A 20,270-nucleotide genomic window follows, 5' to 3' on the forward strand; every position below is an offset into this window, starting at 1 on the left:
CGGCTACTCCTTACACCTTTTCAACCTGAACAAGGTTCGTGTGTGACGGGTTCCCCTTCGCGAGAGGAGACGGACGCTGGGTCGTCAGAACGTTAATGCACCCGCCCTGATCCACGCGTTTTGCATCCGGGTCATACCAGGCGCCTTCTCCTAATGCCACCACGCCGGGCATCATACGTGGTGTGACCTTCGCCTCGATATGCACTTCACCGCGGTCGTTATAGATGCGCACCTTGTCGCCGTTGTTAATGCCGCGTCGCTGCGCATCCATCGGGTTGATCCACATTTCCTGGCGGCAGGATGCTTTCAGAACATCTACGTTGCCATAGGTCGAGTGGACGCGAGACTTATAGTGGAAGCCGGTCAACTGCAGAGGGAATTTCTCCACCAGCGGATCGTTTAAGCTCTCAAAGCCTGGGGTGTAAATCGGCAGGGGATCGATCACATCACCTTCAGGAAGCTCCCAGGTTGCCGCGATCTCAGCAAGCTGCTGCGAATAAATTTCGATCTTACCTGACGGCGTGGTCAGCGGATTAGCTTTAGGATCTTCACGGAATGCCTTATACGCCACGTGATGCCCTTGCGGATCGCGCTGTTTAAAGATCCCTTGTTTACGGAATTCTTCAAACGTTGGCAGTTCAGGAATCGCTTTGCGCGACTGCTCGTAGAGATGGCGCATCCACTCTTCCTGAGTACGACCTTCTGTAAACTGCTGCTCGACGCCAAGGCGCTTCGCCAGCTCGCTGGTCATCTGGTAAATAGTCTTGCATTCGAATCGCGGCTTGATCGCCTGATCGGTGAAAATCACATAGGACATGTTGCCGCAGGAGGCATCCAGCGCGAAGTCCATCTGCTCAGAGGCGGTGCAGTCCGGCAGCAAAATGTCCGCGTATTTCGCCGAGGAAGTCATATGGCAGTCGATGACGACGATCATCTCGCATTTGTTCTCATCCTGCAGGATTTCATGCGTACGGTTGATATCAGAATGCTGGTTAATCAGGCAGTTACCGGCATAGTTCCAGATCATCTTAATAGGAACATCAAGCTTGTCTTTACCGCGTACGCCGTCACGCAGGGCCGTCATCTCCGGGCCTCGCTCAATCGCGTCCGTCCACATGAACATCGAAATGCTGGTTTCAACAGGGTTTTCCAACGTAGGCATACGTTCAAACGGCAAACTGTATGAGCCCTCACGCGCCCCGCTGTTGCCGCCGTTGATCCCTACGTTACCGGTCAGGATAGCCAGCATAGAAATGGCGCGGGTCGCTATTTCACCGTTGGCGTGACGCTGCGGTCCCCATCCCTGGCTGATGTATGCTGGTTTAGCGCTACCGATTTCACGCGCCAGTTTGACGATTCGATCAGCGGGAATACCAGTAATCTGCGCCGCCCACTCCGGAGTCTTGGCAATACCGTCCTTGCCCTGCCCTAGAATATATGCCTTGTAGTGACCGTTCTTCGGCGCATCGGCCGGTAAGGTTTTCTCGTCGTAACCTACGCAGTACTTATCGAGGAACGGTTGGTCAACCATGTTTTCGGTGATCAAGACATACGCCAGACCATTAACCAGCGCCGCATCAGTTCCTGGACGGATCGGGATCCATTCATCCTCACGACCAGCGCCGGTATCCGTGTAGCGGGGATCGATAATGATCATGCGGGCATTGGATTTTTGACGCGCCTGTTCAAGGTAATAGGTTACCCCACCCCCGCTCATACGGGTTTCACCAGGGTTATTCCCGAACAGAACCACCAGCTTGCTGTTTTCAATGTCGGACGGGCTGTTACCGTCAGCCCAGCCGCCGTAGGTGTAGTTCAACCCGGCAGCGATTTGCGCTGAAGAGTAGTCACCGTAGTGGTTAAGGTAGCCGCCGCAGCAGTTCATCAACCGTGCCACCAGCGTTTTACCCGGCGGCCACGAGCGCGTCATGGTGCCGCCCAGCGTACCGGTGCCGTAGTTCAGGTAGATAGACTCGTTGCCGTAGTCTTTAATAAGACGCTGCATATTGCTGGCAATGATGTCGTAGGCTTCATCCCAACTGATGCGCTCAAATTTGCCTTCTCCACGTTTGCCGACGCGTTTCATCGGGTATTTCAGCCGATCGGGATTATAGACGCGACGACGCATGGAGCGACCACGCAGACAAGCGCGCACCTGGTGCAGACCGTCATAGTTGTCATCGCCGGTGTTGTCGGTTTCGACATACTTTATTTCACCATCGACCACATGCATACGCAGCGGGCAGCGGCTACCGCAGTTTACCGTACATGCGCTCCAGATCACCTTCTCATTAATCTGTGACGGATTAAGGGCTTCTGCGGCATTTGCAATACGGGTAAATGGCAGGGTAAACGCGCTACTGGCCACCGCCAGTCCGCCTATTGCCGTCGTTTTCACCAAACCGCGGCGACTAACCTCAGCTGCCAGCACGGCATCGGGGATTTTAGTTTTCATAGTGGCTCACTCTGCTGCTCACAATAAAAATTACAAACACTCGCTGTATAGTTTTTTATATAACGTTAATATCGATATACAGGCTGTTAAATACTGAATTTGCTAAAAGACAGAGATAAATACTGACTTTCATTCGAAGGCAGTATTACTCCTATGGGAGTAGTCGTTATTGTCCGACGTCAAACGGGCATAAAAAAAGCGCCCTGAGGCGCTTTTTTAGCAGAGAAAGGTAGCTTAGCCGATGAATTCCAGGCCATTCATGTACGGACGTAACACTTCAGGAACCTGAATACGGCCATCAGCCTGCTGATAGTTTTCCATCACCGCAACCAGCGTACGCCCAACCGCCAGACCGGAACCGTTCAGCGTATGCACTAAACGGGTCTTTTTGTCGGATTTGCTACGGCAACGCGCCTGCATACGACGAGCCTGGAAATCCCACACATTGGAGCAAGAAGAAATTTCGCGATAGGTGTTCTGCGCCGGGATCCACACTTCCAGATCGTAAGTTTTGCATGCGCCGAAGCCCATGTCACCTGTGCACAGGATGATCTTACGGTATGGCAGACCCAACAATTGCAGGACCTTCTCGGCATGACCGGTCATCTCTTCCAGCGCATCCATCGAGTCTTCCGGGCGAACGATCTGCACCATCTCAACTTTATCGAACTGGTGCATACGGATCAGACCACGAGTGTCACGACCGTAAGAACCGGCTTCAGAACGGAAGCACGGCGTATGCGCGGTCATTTTGATCGGCAACGCATCTTCGTCAATGATTTCGTCACGTACCAGGTTGGTCAGCGGCACTTCCGCCGTTGGGATCAGCGCATAGTTGCTGCTGTCCGCTTCTTCATCCAGCGGACGCGTGTGGAACAGATCGCCCGCGAATTTCGGCAGTTGGCCTGTACCGTACAGCGTGTCATGGTTAACCAGATACGGAACGTAGTTTTCGCTGTAGCCATGCTGTTCGGTGTGCAGATCCAGCATGAACTGAGACAGCGCACGGTGCATACGCGCGATCTGCCCTTTCATGACGACGAAACGAGAGCCGGTCAGCTTAACTGCCGCAGCGAAATCAAGACCCGTGTGCATTTCACCCAGGGTAACGTGATCGCGCACTTCAAAATCAAACTCACGCGGCGTACCCCAACGGCTGACTTCGACGTTGTCATTTTCATCTTTACCCACCGGAACTTCGTCCGCTGGCAGGTTAGGAATGGTCAGCGCAATGTCGCGGATCTCGCCCTGTAAGGTATCAAGTTCAGCTTTCGCGGCATCCAGCTCTTCGCCCAGTTTGTTCACTTCCAGACGTAAAGACTCGATATCTTCCCCGCGCGCTTTTGCCTGGCCGATGGATTTCGATCGAGAGTTACGCTCTGCCTGCAGGTTTTCAGTTTGTACCTGCAGAACTTTACGACGCTCTTCAAGAGCGCGCAGCTTATCTACATCCAGCTTAAAGCCCCGGCTTGCCAGTTTTTCTGCGACTGCGTCTGGCTCATTACGCAGCAGATTGGGATCGAGCATGCTTATCCTGTGCTTATCGAATTAAAATAGGAGAAAGTGACCACAGCCTGCGGTCACAGGGATACAGAGACAACATTACCGCAACGATAACACTAACGGTAGCGTTTTATAGGGCTATTTTGATCCTGTCCGGCGAGCCAGGCGAGCTTTTCGCCAATCTTGCCTTCAAGACCTCTGTTTGTGGGGTGATAATAGCGTGTTTGTGCCATTTCCTGCGGGAAGTACTCTTCTCCGGCGGCATAGGCATTAGGCTCATCATGGGCATAACGATACTCCTGACCGTAGCCCATCTCTTTCATCAGCTTCGTTGGCGCGTTGCGCAGGTGAACCGGCACGTCATAATCCGGACGTTCACGGGCATCAGCCAGCGCAGCTTTGAAGGCGGTGTAAACCGCATTACTTTTCGGCGCGCAGGCCAGATAAACAATCGCCTGAGCAATGGCTCGTTCACCTTCTGCGGGTCCCACACGGGTAAAGCAATCCCATGCGGAAATCGCCACCTGCATGGCGCGCGGATCTGCGTTGCCGACATCTTCAGAGGCAATCGCCAGACAGCGACGGGCAACGTACAGCGGATCGCCGCCAGCGGTGATGATTCGCGCATACCAATAAAGCGCCGCATCCGGGGCGCTGCCGCGTACTGACTTGTGTAATGCGGAGATGAGATCGTAAAAGCGATCGCCTTTATTATCGAAACGCGCGCTGCGTTCACCGGCAATTTCAGTGAGCAACTCGGCCTTCAATACGCGCTTGCCAGAATCATCAACTTCGGCCATATCGGCCATCATTTCCAGCGTATTCAGCGCCCGACGCGCGTCACCATTGACCAGTTCAGCTATCGCCCGACGCGTCTCTGGAGGCAGTACGATATCCTGGCCGCCGTAACCCCGCGCTTTGTCTGACATCGCCTGGTCAAGCACCTGTTCAATATCGTCGGAGGTTAACGATTTCAGTAAGTAAACGCGCGCACGCGACAGCAGCGCCGAGTTCAGCTCAAACGAGGGGTTTTCAGTGGTTGCGCCAATAAACGTGATGGTACCGTCTTCAATATGCGGTAAAAACGCATCCTGTTGGCTTTTATTAAAACGGTGAACTTCATCCACAAACAGGATCGTACGCCGGCCCGCGTTACGATTCTGACGCGCACGCTCAATCGCTTCACGAATTTCTTTTACACCAGAGGTCACTGCCGAAATTCGTTCGACATCGGCGTTAGCGTAACGGGCAATAACTTCGGCAAGCGTAGTTTTCCCCGTCCCCGGCGGCCCCCATAAAATCATGGAGTGCAGATGTCCGGCCTCGATAGCGCGCGGCAAGGGTTTACCCGCAGCCAGCAGATGCTGCTGGCCGATATACTGCGCTAAATTTTCTGGCCGCATACGCGCGGCCAGTGGCTGAAAAGTATTATCAGAAAAGTCGAGCGACAAATTGCTCACTCACACGCCTCTACTTACGTTGATCGTCAACCGTTACACCTTGCGGCGGGGTAAAGGTGAATTTAGAGGGTTCAATCGCACCATTCTGCTGAGATTTCAGCTGATAGCTGCTGCGCTGATCGTCTTGTTCAACGGCGCTAAACTGGTGGATAGTCCCGTCACGCCCAACATTGATAGTAAACTGCTTCAGGTTGCCGCTGCTGGTTTTTGGCGTCAGCACGAAATCATCGCCGTTTTGCTTAATGTTGTACTGCTGCCAGTCACTTGCCTGGTTACGCGCAATCAACATAAATGGCGTATTGCCCGTAGCGTCTTTCAGCCAGGTCGCAGTCGCCTGCTCAACAAACGGGTTGAAGAACCACAGCGTTTTACCATCGGAAACCAGGATGCTCTCATCAGGTTGCGTCATATGCCAGTTAAACAGATTAGGACGTTTAACCCATAAGTCACCCTGACCTTCCTGCACCGCCGCGCCGCTACCGTCCGTGACCTTCTGAGTAAAGCTGGCATGGAAGCTACTGACTTTATCCAGGCGGCTTTTCAGGTCGCTGGCAGCGTCAGCCCAGACGCTGCTCACCATAAAGCTCGACAGTAATGCACAGGTGATTGCGATTCTTTTCATCGTTATTCCTCAAAATACGTCACTCCCAACGGGGAGATCCCTCTGCTATCCATTTCAGGCCAAAAATCAGCATGAGGAAAGTAGAAAATACTGAATTACTTAACTTTGCAATCATTCGAAGGGCGGCGGAGCCAGCACTTCACGATTACCATTATGCCCTTGTTCGCTGACAATACCCTGCGCTTCCATCTGCTCGATGATGCGCGCCGCTCGGTTGTATCCGATACGGAACTGACGCTGGACGCCGGAGATTGAGGCTTTGCGTTTCTGGGTCACAAAGTTTACCGCCTGATCGAACAGCGGATCCAACTCTTCGCCACCATCAAAGCCGCCACCGCCGCCTTCGCTTTCGCTGTCAGAAGTAATGCCGTCGACGTACTGTGGACGACCGCGCGCTTTCCAGTCCTGAACCACTGCGTGAACTTCTTCATCGCGGACAAAGGCGCCGTGAACACGCACTGGGATCGTCGAGTTCGGTGCGGAATAAAGCATGTCACCCATACCCAACAGCGATTCCGCTCCGCCCTGGTCAAGGATGGTACGCGAGTCAATTTTGCTCGACACGGTAAAAGCGATACGCGTCGGGATGTTTGCTTTAATCAGACCGGTGATAACGTCAACCGACGGCCGCTGGGTTGCCAGCACCAGGTGGATCCCCGCCGCACGCGCTTTTTGCGCCAGACGAGCAATCAGTTCTTCCACCTTTTTGCCAACTGTCATCATCAGGTCGGCGAATTCATCCACCAGCACAACGATATACGGCAGTTTTTCCAACACCGGATGCTGAACATCCATGCTGTCGCCCGGCTTCCAGTACGGGTCCGGAATCGGACGTCCCATGCGGGCGGCTTCGGCGATTTTCTCGTTATAACCAGCAAGGTTACGCACGCCAAGCGCTGACATCAGCTTGTAGCGACGTTCCATTTCATTGACGCTCCAGCGCAAGGCGTTAGCAGCATCTTTCATGTCGGTCACGACTTCGGTCAGCAGATGCGGAATGCCTTCATAAACCGACAGTTCCAGCATTTTCGGGTCAATCATGATAAAGCGAACGTCTTCCGGCTGCGCCTTGTACAGCATGCTGAGGATCATGGCGTTCACCCCAACAGACTTACCGGATCCGGTTGTCCCTGCTACCAGCAGGTGCGGCATTTTTGCCAGATCGGCCACCACCGGTTCGCCCGCAATATCTTTACCCAGCACCACGGTCAGCGGAGATGAGTTATCACGGAATTTAGCGTTATCCAGCACTTCACGCAGATAAACGGTTTGACGTTTTTTATTCGGTAACTCCAGTCCGACATACGGTTTGCCTGGTATAACCTCAACCACACGTACCGCCGCGGTGGACAACGAACGCGCCAGATCTCGCGACAGGTTAGAAATACGCGCCGCTTTAACCCCAGGAGCCAGATTAAGCTCAAAGCGGGTAATCACCGGGCCTGGAGAGTAGTTCACCACATCGGCTTTAATGCGGAAATCCGCCAGACGCGCTTCCACCAGACGTGCCATTTGCTCCAGCGCGAAAGTATCTATCGGCTCAACTTCGCTCGGCGGCGGTGTGAGCAAATCTAACGATGGCAGCGGCGTACTTGGACGGTGCGCCGGACGACTGTCGCCATTACGCATCAGGAGCGGATGGATCAGACTATCCTGCGTTGGCGGTGTAGCCGGCTGTGCTGGCTGCTGATAGTGCTGCTGCGGTACGACTGGCTGCGCCGGTTGCTGATAATGCTGCTGCGGTGCGACTGGCTGCGCCGGTTGCTGATAATGCTGCTGCGGCGCGACTGGCTGCGCCGGTTGCTGATATTGCTGCTGCGGTGCGACTGGCTGCGCCGGTTGCTGATAATGCTGCTGTGGTGCGACTGGCTGCGTCGGTTGCTGATAATGCTGCTGCGGTGCGACAGGTTCCTGGTACTGTGGCGCAGACTCCGGCATTACGCCTGGCGTAAACAACGGCTCATGCGGGCCCTCATCCACCAGCGTTTTCATCGGCGAAAATTCAAAGTCATCGAGCGAGAACGGATTTGCCCCGGCAGGCTGTTCACCGGAATAGCGTTGCTGTTGGGAAGAGGCAAACTGGCGAGCCAGTTCCGCTTCTGCGGCTGAATCTTCGTCATCAGTGTGATTGGTATCATCCTGATACTCTTCGCCATAGCGGTGCTGCTGCGATTGGGCAAACTGACGCGCCAGCTCATCTTGCTGCATCGCATCAATTTCATCGTCACTGTACGCATCTGTATCAAGCTGCTCTTCGCGCGCTTTCTCTTCAGCCATACGCTGTGACGGCAATTTGATGCCATACGACGCCAATTCCCGACGAGTAGGTACGCGCACACGATTCGGACGCGGTAACTGCGGACCAATACCCTCTTTCACCTGTGGACGCGGCGCACCGCTACCCGCAAGGCTAAAGACAGGTGCTGCGGCAGCGGCCCCCGCTCCTAATGCGGCGTTTTTTACACCGGCAGCCAGCGGCGCAACGGCAGCAACAGACTCAACGGGCGGAATGGATGCAGCCGTCGGCATAGATGGCATAGACGGCTTAACACGTTCAGGCTCCTGAACAGGCTCTGGTATCGGTTGATACCAGGCAGCCAGTTGCTCGCGCTCGCGCGCACGTTTCTCTTCCACTTCTTCAAAATAGTAGAGCGGCGGACGAGTCGGTTTAACCTCTTCTACCAGCGGTTCAGATTCCACCACAGGTGGTTGTTCAACTACAGGCTGCTGGAACGTATTGTTCTGTTGTAGAGTTGATTCCTGCTGATACACAGGTTGCGGCACGGGCTCCGGCTGATAAACAGGCTGCTGGAGCGTGGAATTTTGTTGAAAGGTTGCTTCCTGCTGATACACAGGTTGTTGCACAGGTTCCGGCTGAAAAGTGGATTCAGGTTGCCAGTTTTGCTCCGTGGTGAACGCCTGCGGTTGCGGCGCAACGGGTTGCGCATAAGCGGGTTCAGCGGTCTGTGGCGCGTAATATTGCGGCTGCGGATTCTGCTCCACAACCGGCTGCTGCCATGGCTCATACTGCTGTTGTACCGGTGGCTGCGCGTACTGGGATGGCTGCGGATAACCTTCTGGCGCTGGTGCAATCACCGCATCACCGGTTTGCGGGCCAGGCGCGGTTTGCCAGGCTACGGCTGGGGCCTGTTGTTCCAGAACAGTGCTGGTCACGGGCGATGTTTGCAGCAGCGGATCAACCGGCGCGCTCCAGGCCTGCGCGGCCGTTGTAGCTGCCGCGGCGGCGGCTACTGGCTCTGTCACCGAATGACCATTCAGCAGTGGATCGAGTTCGTCATATTCAGGCAGCGTCGCGCGATTACCAGAAAACAGCACATCGTTAGGATCGGCAACAACGCCACGGGCGCTGTATTCAATTTCGTCTTCATCATCCATGCGTTTGCCGGAGAACAGCGCCGCATCGGTATGACGGCCAAGCGGGTTGGTAAATTTCTCCGCCAGACGCTTACGACGCGCTAACGCACCGCGCAGAATACGAGCCCGGCGCGATTCATGGGGTTTGCCATCAGCGGCATCGACAGACTCGTCTTCATCTTCATATTCTTCGTCATCGACCCAGGTATCGTCGCGGCGGGTACGGTTGCTGGCAAAGGTCAGGATATTGAGTAACCAACCGCCCAGTTTTTCCGCAATACTCACCCACGACCAGCCGGTAAACAGCGTTAATCCCGCAGCCCAAATGCACAATAGCGTCAGCGTACCGCCGCTGCTGTGCAGTAAGGGTTGCAGCGTCGTACTGAGCAGACTGCCGATCACGCCGCCAGAGGCGAAATACCAGATGTCATCGGCATTGATTGCGGCAAGCCCGCAGGAGGTGAGAATCAGTGCCAAAACGCCAATAATGCGCAGCGAAACGGCAAAATAATCGATGTATTCGTCGCTGGCCTGGTGTCGCCATGCAAACCAGCAGCCGCCGACAATGATGACGGGAATGGTGTAGGCCATGACGCCGAAAATAAAGAACAGCGTGTCCGCCAGCCATGCTCCGGGTATTCCGCCCAGATTATGGATAGGTTCGTGCCACGCGGTTTGCGACCAACTGGGATCCGAAGGGTTAAAGCTGAGTAAGGCAGCCATCAACCAGACGGCAAAAAGGGCAATAAGAATCAGTAGCGCTTCCAGAAGTCGGCGCCCGCTGCTTAACTTCGTCAATGTGACGTCTTTGTCTTCAGTGTATTCCTGGCTCAAAAACGGCTCTCCAGGTTTCAGGCTTTTCCTGCCCGATGCTAAAACGGACAACAGCACCGGGTCACCCCGGCACTGTTGCTGTATGGATTAACAGGAGTGTAATCAAACTGCGTCGATTTTGCACCTGTTCCGTGTTAGCGCGTCTTAATTACCAGACGATTGCTCTGTTTGACTTCTTCCATTACTACATAGGTACGTGTGTCATTCACGCCAGGCAGACGCAGCAGGGTTTCCCCTAACAGCTTACGATATGCCGACATATCCGGTACGCGTGTTTTCAGCAAATAGTCGAAATCACCGGAAACCAAATGACACTCTTGAATTTCTTCAAGTTTTTGTACCGCAGAGTTAAATTGTTCAAACACATCCGGGGCGCCACGATTCAGAGTAATCTCAACAAAAACCAGAAGTGATGCATCCAGATAATGTGGGTTTAACAGCGCTGTATAGCCCTGAATGAAACCCTGTCTTTCCAACCGACGCACACGCTCAAGGCAGGGCGTTGGTGAAAGTCCCACACGTTTAGAAAGCTCGACGTTAGAAATACGCCCATCCTTTTGCAGCTCATTAAGAATGTTACGATCGATACGGTCGAGATCTTTGCCAGGGCGCTTCTTACTATCTACCATTATTATTGTCTCTCTGTATTCCTTCCCTACTCCTGCCTGACTCTACCAACATCACTGTTCAGAGCCGCTACCCATCAAAATAAACCGCAACCCAGAGGGATTTTCGGTTCGCAATGCCTGGGCTTATGGTGAGAAGACCGTTGCCTGTCGGCGGCTATCGACATCACGAATGGCATCTGTCCACACCATGCGTAGATTTCGCTAACACGGTAAACATGGTATCTACATGCATGATTATGCAGCATATACATGACACAGTTTTTTTCTTCCTTGAATGTTTTCGCAAAACAGCAGGTGATTGTCAAAGCAAAACATCGATTTTTAGTACAACATGCCAGTTATTCATTCGCAGTGATGGAAAATCGTCATTTTATCACCTTATAACTGACCGATTTTAAGTAGAAATCGTTATAGTATTACGCCTAATTCACCCGCTCATCGGTTTCTGCTATTACACATATTGTTAACAAAATCGCCATACTCTTTTTTTACGCCTGCAAATTCCCTACAATCCTGCTCATTGCCTGCCAACAACTATGGGGATCTCATGGGCGCAACCAAACACAGTAAACTTCTTATTCTGGGCTCTGGCCCTGCAGGATATACCGCTGCGGTCTACGCTGCGCGCGCTAACCTGCAACCGGTACTGATTACCGGTATGGAAAAAGGTGGTCAGTTGACCACAACGACAGAAGTGGAAAACTGGCCTGGCGATCCGCACGATCTCACGGGCCCCCTGCTGATGGAGCGTATGCACGAACATGCGACCAAATTTGATACTGAAATCATTTTCGATCACATCAGCAAAGTTGATCTGCAAAATCGTCCTTTCCGTCTGACCGGCGACAGCGGTGAATACACCTGTGACGCGTTGATCATCGCTACCGGCGCTTCAGCGCGTTATCTGGGTCTACCCTCGGAAGAAGCATTCAAAGGCCGTGGCGTTTCCGCCTGCGCGACCTGCGACGGTTTCTTCTACCGTAACCAAAAAGTTGCGGTGATCGGCGGCGGCAACACCGCTGTTGAAGAAGCGCTGTATCTGGCGAATATCGCATCTGAAGTGCATTTGATTCACCGCCGCGACAGCTTCCGCGCCGAAAAAATTCTCATCAAGCGTTTGATGGATAAAGTTGAAAACGGCAACATCGTGCTGCACACCCACCGCACGCTGGAAGAAGTGACCGGCGATCAAATGGGCGTTACCGGACTGCGTCTGCTCGATACGCAAAACACTGACAACGTGGAGTCACTGGACGTTGCCGGTTTGTTTGTCGCTATCGGTCACAGCCCGAATACCGCCATTTTCGACGGTCAGCTTGAGCTGGAAAATGGCTACATCAAAGTTCAGTCCGGTATTCACGGTAATGCCACACAAACCAGCATTCCGGGTGTCTTCGCAGCCGGTGACGTGATGGACCATATTTATCGCCAGGCGATCACCTCTGCGGGCACGGGCTGTATGGCCGCGCTTGATGCCGAACGTTATCTCGACGGTCTGGCGGACGCTTGCAAATAAGTTTTACAAATCAGTAACAAAAGTAAAAAAGGCGACTATAAGTCGCCTTTATTTTTGCCTCGTTGTAACATTGCCCTGCCCAAAAATTCCAATAACTCACCTGCTAAGCGTGCAATGAATAAAACCCGTCAAAAAGAGCTGACCCGCTGGTTAAAACAGCAAAGTGTAATTTCCCAACGATGGCTGAACATTTCACGCCTGTTGGGATTCGTGAGCGGTCTGTTAATCGTCGCTCAGGCCTGGCTCATGGCCCGAATTCTGGACCATATGATAATGGCCAATATTCCCCGAGAGGCGCTTCTGCTTCCTTTCATCGTGCTGGTATTGATTTTCATCCTGCGGGCATGGGTCGTCTGGTTACGCGAGCGGGTCGGGTTTCACGCAGGGCAGCATATTCGCTTTGAAATTCGCCGCCAGGTGCTTGATCGTCTGCAACAGGCAGGTCCTGCCTGGATACAGGGTAAACCAGCCGGGAGCTGGGCTACGCTTATCCTGGAGCAGATTGACGATATGCATGACTACTATGCGCGTTATCTGCCGCAAATGGCGCTGGCCGTATGCGTCCCGTTATTGATTGTGGCTGCGGTGTTCCCGTCAAACTGGGTGGCCGCTCTTATACTGCTCGGAACAGCTCCGCTGATCCCATTGTTTATGGCAATGGTCGGTATGGGCGCAGCCGATGCTAACCGCCGCAATTTTCAGGCTCTTGCTCGTCTCAGCGGCCATTTCCTCGATCGTCTGCGGGGCATGGAGACGCTAAGAATATTTGGTCGTGGTGAAGCCGAAACGGAAAGCATCCGCGCTGCGTCACAGGATTTCCGCCAGCGCACCATGGAAGTCCTGCGCCTGGCATTCCTGTCATCCGGTGTCCTTGAGTTCTTTACATCGCTTTCTATTGCGTTGGTCGCGGTTTACTTCGGTTTTTCCTACCTCGGAGAGCTCGATTTCGGCCACTACGGGACGGGCGTCACGTTGGCTGCTGGCTTCCTCGCGCTCATTCTGGCGCCGGAATTTTTCCAGCCACTGCGCGATCTGGGCACCTTTTATCACGCCAAAGCGCAAGCCGTTGGTGCAGCAGACAGCCTGAAAACCTTTATGGAAACCCCGCTGGCTCATCCAGAGCGTGGCGACATTGAGCTGGCGACGAAAGACGCCGTTTCAATTGAAGCGCAAGATCTGGTCATCACCTCGCCGGAAGGCAAAGTGTTGGCCGGGCCGCTCAACTTTACCCTGGCAGCCGGTCAACGCGCTGTGCTGGTTGGACGCAGCGGTTCCGGCAAAAGTTCGCTGCTCAATGTCCTGTCTGGTTTCCTCTCTTATCAGGGATCGCTGCGAATTAATGGCTTTGAACTGCGTGATCTGTCGCCTGATTGCTGGCGTAAACAACTGTCATGGGTCGGGCAAAACCCGCAGCTTCCAGCCGCCACGTTACGTGAAAACGTGCTGCTGGCTCGCCCCGATGCCAGCGAGGAGCAGCTACAGGCCGCACTCGACAGCGCCTGGGTCAGCGAGTTTTTACCCCTGCTTCCGCAGGGCGTGGATACGCCAGTAGGCGATCAGGCGGCTCGACTTTCCGTCGGACAAGCACAACGCGTTGCCGTGGCTCGCGCCTTACTCAATCCCTGTCAGTTACTGCTGCTGGACGAACCCGCCGCCAGCCTTGATGCGCACAGCGAACAACGCGTGATGCAGGCGTTGAACGCGGCATCACGCCGCCAGACCACGCTGATGGTGACACACCAGTTGGAAGATCTTACCGACTGGGACGCTATCTGGGTGATGCAGGACGGGCAGATCGTTGAACAAGGTACCTGGACCGAACTTAGCTCAGCCAACGGGGCTTTTGCGACATTACTGGCTCATCGTCAGGAGGATATCTGAATGCGCGCTTTGCTACCTTATCTGACGCTGTATAAACGTCACAAATGGATGTTAACGCTGGGGATCGTTCTGGCGATCGTCACGCTGCTGGCAAGTATTGGTTTGCTGACGCTTTCAGGTTGGTTCCTGTCGGCTTCTGCGGTGGTTGGTGTCACCGGGATTTACAGCTTTAACTATATGCTCCCTGCTGCCGGGGTGCGCGGTGCAGCAATCACCCGTACCGCGGGGCGTTATTTCGAGCGTCTGGTCAGCCACGACGCCACGTTCCGCGTGCTGCAACATTTGCGTATTTATACCTTCAGCAAACTCTTGCCGCTCTCCCCTGCTGGCCTGTCTCGTTATGGGCAGGGGGAATTGCTCAACCGCATCGTAGCAGATGTCGACACGCTCGATCATCTGTACTTACGCGTACTCTCTCCGCTAGTGGGCGCTTTTGTCGTCATTATGGTGGTTACACTGGGGCTAAGCGTTCTCGATTCCACGCTGGCTATCACTCTCGGCGGTATTATGCTGCTGACCTTATTTATCCTGCCCCCGCTCTTTTATCAGGCAGGCAAGAGCACCGGACAAAGCCTGACGCATCTGCGTGGACAATATCGTCAGCAGTTAACGTCCTGGCTGCAAGGTCAGGCTGAATTGACCATTTTTGGCGCCAGTGAACGCTACCGCGCTCAAATGGAAGCCACCGAGTTACAGTGGCACGAAGCCCAGCGACGCCAGTCTGAATTAACCGCGCTGTCACAGGCGGTCATGCTGTTAATTGGCGCGCTGGCGGTAATAATGATGTTATGGATGGCCTCCGGCGGCGTGGGCGGCAATACCCAACCAGGCGCACTGATCGCGCTGTTTGTTTTCTGTGCGCTGGCGGCGTTCGAAGCGTTGGCGCCAGTCACCGGCGCGTTTCAGCATCTCGGTCAGGTCATTGCCTCCGCGCTGCGCATCACCGAGTTAACCGAACAGCAGCCAGAAGTTACCTTCCCGGATGCCGGCTCTCCGGTTCCTGAGCAGGTCACCCTTACGCTACGCGATGTGTCATTCAGCTACCCGGGTCAGGCACAAAAAGCGCTCGATACCCTTTCCCTGCAAGCCTCACCCGGTGAACACATTGCGATTCTTGGTCGTACCGGCTGCGGCAAATCAACGCTGCTGCAATTGTTGACCCGCGCATGGGATCCGCAGGGTGGCGAAATCCTGATTAACGAGCAGCCGATTGCTACCCTTAGTGAAGCCACGCTGCGCCAGTGCATCAGCGTCGTGCCGCAGCGCGTACACCTGTTCAGCGCAACCCTTCGCGATAACCTGCTGCTGGCGGCACCGCACGCCGACGATGACGCATTAGCCGCGATGTTGCGCCGCGTCGGTCTGGACAAACTGCTTGAGAATGATGGACTCAACGCCTGGCTGGGTGAAGGCGGTCGTCAGCTTTCTGGCGGTGAGCTCCGTCGTCTGGCTATCGCCCGCGCCTTATTGCACGATGCTCCGCTAATGCTGCTGGATGAACCTACCGAAGGGCTTGATGCCACAACGGAAAGCCAAATGCTTGAATTAATTAGCGATGTCATGCGCAATAAAACCGTACTGATGGTGACACACCGCCTGCGCGGGTTGTCGCGTTTTGATCAAATAATAGTAATGGACAACGGACAAATTATTGAGCAAGGTAATCACGCAGATCTGTTAGCCAGGCAGGGGCGTTATTACCAGTTTAAGCAACGTCTGTAAGCTATTATTGAACGATCAAACTCGCGTAGTGGAGTTTCGCTGTCATGCGCCTGGTGCAACTGTCCCGCCATTCTATAGCCTTCCCGTCACCGGAAGGCGCTTTACGCGAGCCTAACGGTTTGTTGGCGCTTGGCGGCGATCTCAGTCCCGCCCGCCTGCTGATGGCCTACCAGCGCGGTATTTTCCCATGGTTTTCACCCGGCGACCCCATCCTCTGGTGGTCGCCCGATCCGCGCGCTATTCTTTGGCCCGAGAAATTTCACCTCAGCCGCAGCATGAAACGCTTTCATAAAAATTCGCCTTATCGCGTGACGCTCAATTACGCGTTTGGTCAGGTGATTGAAGGCTGCGCGAATGACCGGGAGGAAGGTACCTGGATAACGCATGATGTGGTGGACGCTTACCATCGCCTGCACGAACTGGGGCATGCGCACTCTATTGAGGTGTGGCGACACAATGAATTAGTGGGCGGTATGTATGGTGTGGCGCAAGGTACATTGTTTTGTGGCGAATCGATGTTCAGCCGTCAGGAAAATGCGTCCAAAACCGCACTGCTTGTTTTTTGCGCTGAATTTATCCGTCAGGGCGGAAAATTAATCGACTGCCAGGTATTAAATAGCCACACAGCTTCGCTGGGGGCGGTCGAAACACCGCGTCGGGAGTACCTTGAGCACCTGAGCAGACTGCGCCAGCAGCGGCTACCGAGCCATTTCTGGGTTCCCAGGACGTTATTTTTACCTCAGGGGTGAATGTTTTCGGCACATTTTTTGTCGGGGTGTTATAATTGTCGCGCAGAGTTGGTTTAGCCCATTACCCCGCCGCCGTTAAGGAACAGTTCGCGTCAGGCAACGCCTATCGTTTATCTCCTCGTTCCCTTACACGTTGCGCTTTAAGTGCAGCTTTGCTGTGTGGTTAGAGTAATGCGCCAAACCCGATTTGCTGTGTTTTAAACGCACAAATCTTTACTTATTAAAAGAACTTCGGCATTATCTTGCCGGTTCAAATTACGGTAGTGATACCCCAGAGGATTAGATGGCCAAAGAAGACAATATTGAAATGCAGGGTACCGTTCTCGATACGTTACCTAATACCATGTTCCGCGTAGAGTTAGAAAACGGTCACGTGGTTACTGCACACATCTCCGGTAAAATGCGTAAAAACTATATCCGCATCCTGACGGGCGACAAAGTGACTGTTGAGCTGACCCCGTACGACCTGAGCAAAGGCCGCATTGTCTTCCGTAGTCGCTGATTGTTTTTAACGCCCGAATGGCGTCCAGATTATAAAAGGTCGGTTTAACCGGCCTTTTTTGTGGGCTGAGGTCAGGTATTTAATCCTCAATCATCCGCGCATATTCTTCCGTTAAGAAATCCACTAATGCGCGCACTGAAGGTAATAATCCCCTGCGTGATGGGAAGACGGCGTGAATAATTTCTCGCTTAGGTTCCCAGCCGTCAAGCAACGCGACCAGTTCACCCGCGGCTAATTGATCTTTTACCATCAACTGCGGAAGTTGCACAACACCTACGCCAGCGACTGCGGCTTCACGTAACGCCAGCATATCGGTGGTAATCATTCGCGGCGTGAAATGTACCTCTGCCCGCGCACCCTGCGGGCCAAATAACTCCCACCGATGCACATGTTTACCCGAGGCCAGACTCAGGCCCGGCCAGCGTGTCAGCTCCGCCGGAGAGTGTAGCGCCCCCATTTGCTCAATTAACTGCGGACTGGCATATAAACGATGTCCCCTGTCCGCCAGCACGCGCATCACCAGATCGCTATCCTCAAATGGCCGGGGCCTGACGCGGATCGCCACGTCCAGGCCTTCTCCAACAACGTCCACGCGGCGGTTAGTGGCCTCCAGTTGTACGGATACGTCAGGATAACGCGCCATAAAACGGGCAAGCATTGGCCCGATATGCACATGCAGCAACGTAACAGGACAAGTCAGCTTCACAATCCCACGCGGTTCAACCTGTAACGCGGCGATGGCATCCTGCGCCGCCTGCGCTTCAACCAACATCGCCTTACAGTGTTCGTAAAAGGTTTGCCCAACTTCCGTCACGTTAAACTGGCGGGTGGTTCGCTGAATCAGTCGGACTCCCAGCCTCTCTTCCAGTTGCGCTATACGTCGGCTCAGTTTTGATTTTGGTTCATCAAGCGCCCTACCCGCCGCTGCAAATCCCCCTTCCTCTACAACATGCACAAACCATGCAAAATCATTGAGATCCGGCTTCGTCATTTTATTGTCCTATTAATGAGACAGTGAGGATTATTTTAGCTACTACTCAGCTCGCTGTCATGAATATAAGCTTATTCACATCAAGACAACGCCTTAGAGGAGACACATATGAAACAAGTAACAGGCGTCTACACCGCACCTCGCCCACACTGGGTTGGCGATGGATTTCCGGTCCGCTCGATGTTCTCTTACCAGTCTCATGCTGAGCAACTAAGCCCGTTCCTGCTGCTGGATTACGCCGGTCCGCATACATTCACTCCGGGTAACGAAAAACGCGGCGTAGGCGAACACCCGCACCGTGGTTTTGAGACGGTGACCATCGTTTACAGCGGCGAAGTTGAACACCGTGATTCAACCGGTCGCGGCGGCATTATCGGCCCCGGCGACGTGCAGTGGATGACTGCCGGTGCAGGAATATTACACGAAGAGTTCCATTCACCTGAATTTACCCGTCAGGGTGGCGAACTGGAAATGGTGCAACTGTGGGTCAATCTACCGGCAAAAGACAAAATGGCCGTACCGGGTTATCAGGGCATCAGCAGCGATGTTATTCCGACCGTCGCCCTGCCCAATGAAGCAGGCAGCGTTCGTGTGATTGCAGGCAGCTATCAGGATACGAAAGGCCCGGCACATACTTTTTCGCCGCTGAACGTCTGGGATATGCGCCTGCAACGTAATCATCAGCTTACGTTGTCCCAGCCTGAAGGATGGAGCACCGCCCTGGTGGTATTAAAAGGCAATATCACCGTAAACGGCACCACGTCTGCCAGCGAAGCGCAACTGGTGGTGCTAAGCCAGCAGGGCAAGACGCTACACATTGAAGCCACCAGCGACGCCAGCGTGCTGCTGCTGTCTGGCGAGCCGTTGAACGAGCCGATTGTGGGTTACGGTCCGTTTGTGATGAACACGAAACAAGAAATCGCTGAAGCCGTACGCGATTTTAACTCCGGCCGCTTTGGCCAAATCTGAATCGAAGGAGAAGAATATGTCCAGTCCTGCAAACTTTAATGGCTCACGTCCGGTCATCGATGTGAATGATTCCGTCATGCTGCTTATCGATCATCAGAGCGGGCTGTTCCAGACCGTCGGCGATATGCCAATGCCAGAACTGCGTGCGCGTGCCGCCGCGCTGGCTAAAATGGCGACCCTGGCAAAGATGCCGGTGATTACCACGGCATCCGTACCACAGGGGCCTAACGGTCCGTTGATTCCAGAGATCCACGCCAATGCGCCGCATGCCCAATACGTGGCGCGTAAAGGTGAAATCAACGCCTGGGATAACGAGGACTTCGTGAAAGCGGTCAAAGCGACGGGGCGTAAAACGCTGATTATCGCCGGTACGATTACCAGCGTGTGCATGGCTTTCCCGGCCATCAGCGCGGTTGCGGAAGGCTACAAGGTTTTCGCTGTGATAGACGCTTCCGGTACTTACAGCAAAATGGCGCAGGAAATCACCCTGGCTCGCGTTGTTCAGGCTGGTGTCGTGCCAATGGATACTGCCGCCGTCGCTTCTGAAATTCAGGGCACATGGAACCGTGAAGACGCCGCCGAATGGGCGGAAGTGTATACCAAAGTCTTCCCGGCTTATCAGTTGCTGATCGAGAGCTACGGCAAAGCTCAGGAAGTCGTGACTAACGGCGAAAAACTGGACTCTCAGCGCTAATCCTCTCCTCCGCGCCAGCCCGGGCGGAGGAATATGTACATTGCGTAACCAAACGAGAGTGAACACGTAAATTCTGCTTGACCGTTTTAGCGCAACTCCCTATAGTAGCGCCCCGTTGCCCCCCAAGCGGTCAGGCAGCAATACAATATGGTGAGGTGTCCGAGTGGCTGAAGGAGCACGCCTGGAAAGTGTGTATACGGCAACGTATCCGGGGTTCGAATCCCCGCCTCACCGCCATATTTTAAGAAGAGCTCGTACGCAAGTACGGGCTTTTTTTTCGCATGTTGCACATCTGCGGGGGGATGAGAAACCCCGACCGGGGTTCGACTACTGGCGTAGCCAGTTGGACAGACCGGGAGCGCAGCGAA

The 20,270-nt window shown here is 54.0% G+C and carries 14 protein-coding genes and 1 tRNA gene; 8 read left to right on the forward strand and 7 right to left on the reverse strand.

Annotated features, from left to right (window positions below):
* Nucleotides 1-10 precede the first annotated feature (10 nt).
* From dmsA to lrp, 6 genes are all read right to left on the reverse strand, one after another.
* A complete protein-coding gene (gene dmsA / locus OGW16_RS11250) occupies nt 11-2,455 on the reverse strand; it encodes a dimethylsulfoxide reductase subunit A (RefSeq protein ID WP_080625462.1) in 2,445 nt (814 codons plus the stop codon).
* A gap of 234 nt (nt 2,456-2,689) precedes the next feature.
* On the reverse strand, nt 2,690-3,982 hold the full coding sequence (gene serS, locus OGW16_RS11255; RefSeq protein WP_286518445.1) for a serine--tRNA ligase: 1,293 nt from the start codon (nt 3,980-3,982) through the stop codon (nt 2,690-2,692).
* A 92-nt stretch (nt 3,983-4,074) separates the two neighbouring features.
* The gene (gene rarA, locus OGW16_RS11260) at nt 4,075-5,418 is read right to left on the reverse strand and encodes a replication-associated recombination protein RarA (RefSeq protein ID WP_043015745.1); all 1,344 of its coding nucleotides are present in this window, start codon (nt 5,416-5,418) and stop codon (nt 4,075-4,077) included.
* A 10-nt stretch (nt 5,419-5,428) separates the two neighbouring features.
* Nucleotides 5,429-6,040: an outer membrane lipoprotein periplasmic chaperone LolA gene (lolA, locus tag OGW16_RS11265; protein ID WP_043015744.1), complete on the reverse strand. Its 612-nt coding sequence runs from the start codon at nt 6,038-6,040 to the stop codon at nt 5,429-5,431.
* Nucleotides 6,041-6,151: 111 nt separating this feature from the next.
* Nucleotides 6,152-10,249: a DNA translocase FtsK gene (gene ftsK, locus OGW16_RS11270; protein ID WP_286518447.1), complete on the reverse strand. Its 4,098-nt coding sequence runs from the start codon at nt 10,247-10,249 to the stop codon at nt 6,152-6,154.
* A gap of 134 nt (nt 10,250-10,383) precedes the next feature.
* Nucleotides 10,384-10,878 (reverse strand): leucine-responsive transcriptional regulator Lrp, encoded by a 495-nt coding sequence (gene lrp / locus OGW16_RS11275; protein WP_002439523.1) that lies wholly within the window; start codon nt 10,876-10,878, stop codon nt 10,384-10,386.
* A gap of 547 nt (nt 10,879-11,425) precedes the next feature.
* Here lrp and trxB point away from each other — a divergent pair.
* The 5 genes from trxB to infA all read left to right on the forward strand — a co-directional run bounded on the left by trxB (nt 11,426) and on the right by infA (nt 17,248).
* Nucleotides 11,426-12,394, forward strand: coding sequence for a thioredoxin-disulfide reductase (gene trxB / locus OGW16_RS11280; RefSeq protein ID WP_286518449.1), 969 nt, complete (start codon nt 11,426-11,428; stop codon nt 12,392-12,394).
* A 114-nt stretch (nt 12,395-12,508) separates the two neighbouring features.
* Complete coding sequence (gene cydD / locus OGW16_RS11285; protein WP_043015741.1) at nt 12,509-14,275, forward strand: heme ABC transporter permease/ATP-binding protein CydD; 1,767 nt, start codon at nt 12,509-12,511, stop codon at nt 14,273-14,275.
* On the forward strand, nt 14,276-15,997 hold the full coding sequence (cydC, locus tag OGW16_RS11290) for a heme ABC transporter ATP-binding protein/permease CydC (RefSeq protein WP_286518450.1): 1,722 nt from the start codon (nt 14,276-14,278) through the stop codon (nt 15,995-15,997).
* A gap of 44 nt (nt 15,998-16,041) precedes the next feature.
* Entirely contained in the window at nt 16,042-16,746 is a 705-nt protein-coding gene (gene aat / locus OGW16_RS11295; RefSeq protein WP_008784251.1) for a leucyl/phenylalanyl-tRNA--protein transferase, read from the forward strand.
* Between the two features lie 283 nt (nt 16,747-17,029).
* Nucleotides 17,030-17,248 (forward strand): translation initiation factor IF-1, encoded by a 219-nt coding sequence (infA, locus tag OGW16_RS11305; protein ID WP_002211347.1) that lies wholly within the window; start codon nt 17,030-17,032, stop codon nt 17,246-17,248.
* A 79-nt stretch (nt 17,249-17,327) separates the two neighbouring features.
* Here the strand turns inward: infA and OGW16_RS11310 are convergent, their stop codons facing one another.
* Nucleotides 17,328-18,239 (reverse strand): LysR family transcriptional regulator, encoded by a 912-nt coding sequence (locus OGW16_RS11310; RefSeq protein WP_043015739.1) that lies wholly within the window; start codon nt 18,237-18,239, stop codon nt 17,328-17,330.
* A 108-nt stretch (nt 18,240-18,347) separates the two neighbouring features.
* On the opposite strand from OGW16_RS11310, the gene OGW16_RS11315 reads away from it, so the two are divergent.
* The 3 genes from OGW16_RS11315 (at nt 18,348) to OGW16_RS11325 (ending at nt 20,139) form a co-directional block, all read left to right on the forward strand.
* Nucleotides 18,348-19,208, forward strand: coding sequence for a pirin family protein (locus OGW16_RS11315; protein WP_047412377.1), 861 nt, complete (start codon nt 18,348-18,350; stop codon nt 19,206-19,208).
* Nucleotides 19,209-19,224: 16 nt separating this feature from the next.
* Nucleotides 19,225-19,902, forward strand: a complete 678-nt coding sequence (locus tag OGW16_RS11320; RefSeq protein ID WP_043015737.1) for an isochorismatase family protein — start codon at nt 19,225-19,227, stop codon at nt 19,900-19,902.
* Nucleotides 19,903-20,051: 149 nt separating this feature from the next.
* Nucleotides 20,052-20,139: transfer RNA gene (locus OGW16_RS11325), tRNA-Ser, on the forward strand.
* Nucleotides 20,140-20,270: the final 131 nt, after the last annotated feature.

The sequence above is a fragment of the Citrobacter sp. Ce104 genome, from assembly GCF_030334595.1.
Lineage (GTDB): Bacteria > Pseudomonadota > Gammaproteobacteria > Enterobacterales > Enterobacteriaceae > Citrobacter > Citrobacter europaeus.

Bases quoted from the DNA above. Each gene is read 5' to 3' on its own strand.
- dmsA (WP_080625462.1), bottom strand. From the start codon at position 2,455: ATGAAAACTAAAATCCCCGATGCCGTGCTGGCAGCTGAGGTTAGTCGC.
- serS (WP_286518445.1), bottom strand. From the start codon at position 3,982: ATGCTCGATCCCAATCTGCTGCGTAATGAGCCAGACGCAGTCGCAGAA.
- lolA (WP_043015744.1), bottom strand. From the start codon at position 6,040: ATGAAAAGAATCGCAATCACCTGTGCATTACTGTCGAGCTTTATGGTG.
- lrp (WP_002439523.1), bottom strand. From the start codon at position 10,878: ATGGTAGATAGTAAGAAGCGCCCTGGCAAAGATCTCGACCGTATCGAT.
- trxB (WP_286518449.1), top strand. From the start codon at position 11,426: ATGGGCGCAACCAAACACAGTAAACTTCTTATTCTGGGCTCTGGCCCT.
- cydD (WP_043015741.1), top strand. From the start codon at position 12,509: ATGAATAAAACCCGTCAAAAAGAGCTGACCCGCTGGTTAAAACAGCAA.
- cydC (WP_286518450.1), top strand. From the start codon at position 14,276: ATGCGCGCTTTGCTACCTTATCTGACGCTGTATAAACGTCACAAATGG.
- aat (WP_008784251.1), top strand. From the start codon at position 16,042: ATGCGCCTGGTGCAACTGTCCCGCCATTCTATAGCCTTCCCGTCACCG.
- infA (WP_002211347.1), top strand. From the start codon at position 17,030: ATGGCCAAAGAAGACAATATTGAAATGCAGGGTACCGTTCTCGATACG.
- OGW16_RS11310 (WP_043015739.1), bottom strand. From the start codon at position 18,239: ATGACGAAGCCGGATCTCAATGATTTTGCATGGTTTGTGCATGTTGTA.
- OGW16_RS11315 (WP_047412377.1), top strand. From the start codon at position 18,348: ATGAAACAAGTAACAGGCGTCTACACCGCACCTCGCCCACACTGGGTT.
- OGW16_RS11320 (WP_043015737.1), top strand. From the start codon at position 19,225: ATGTCCAGTCCTGCAAACTTTAATGGCTCACGTCCGGTCATCGATGTG.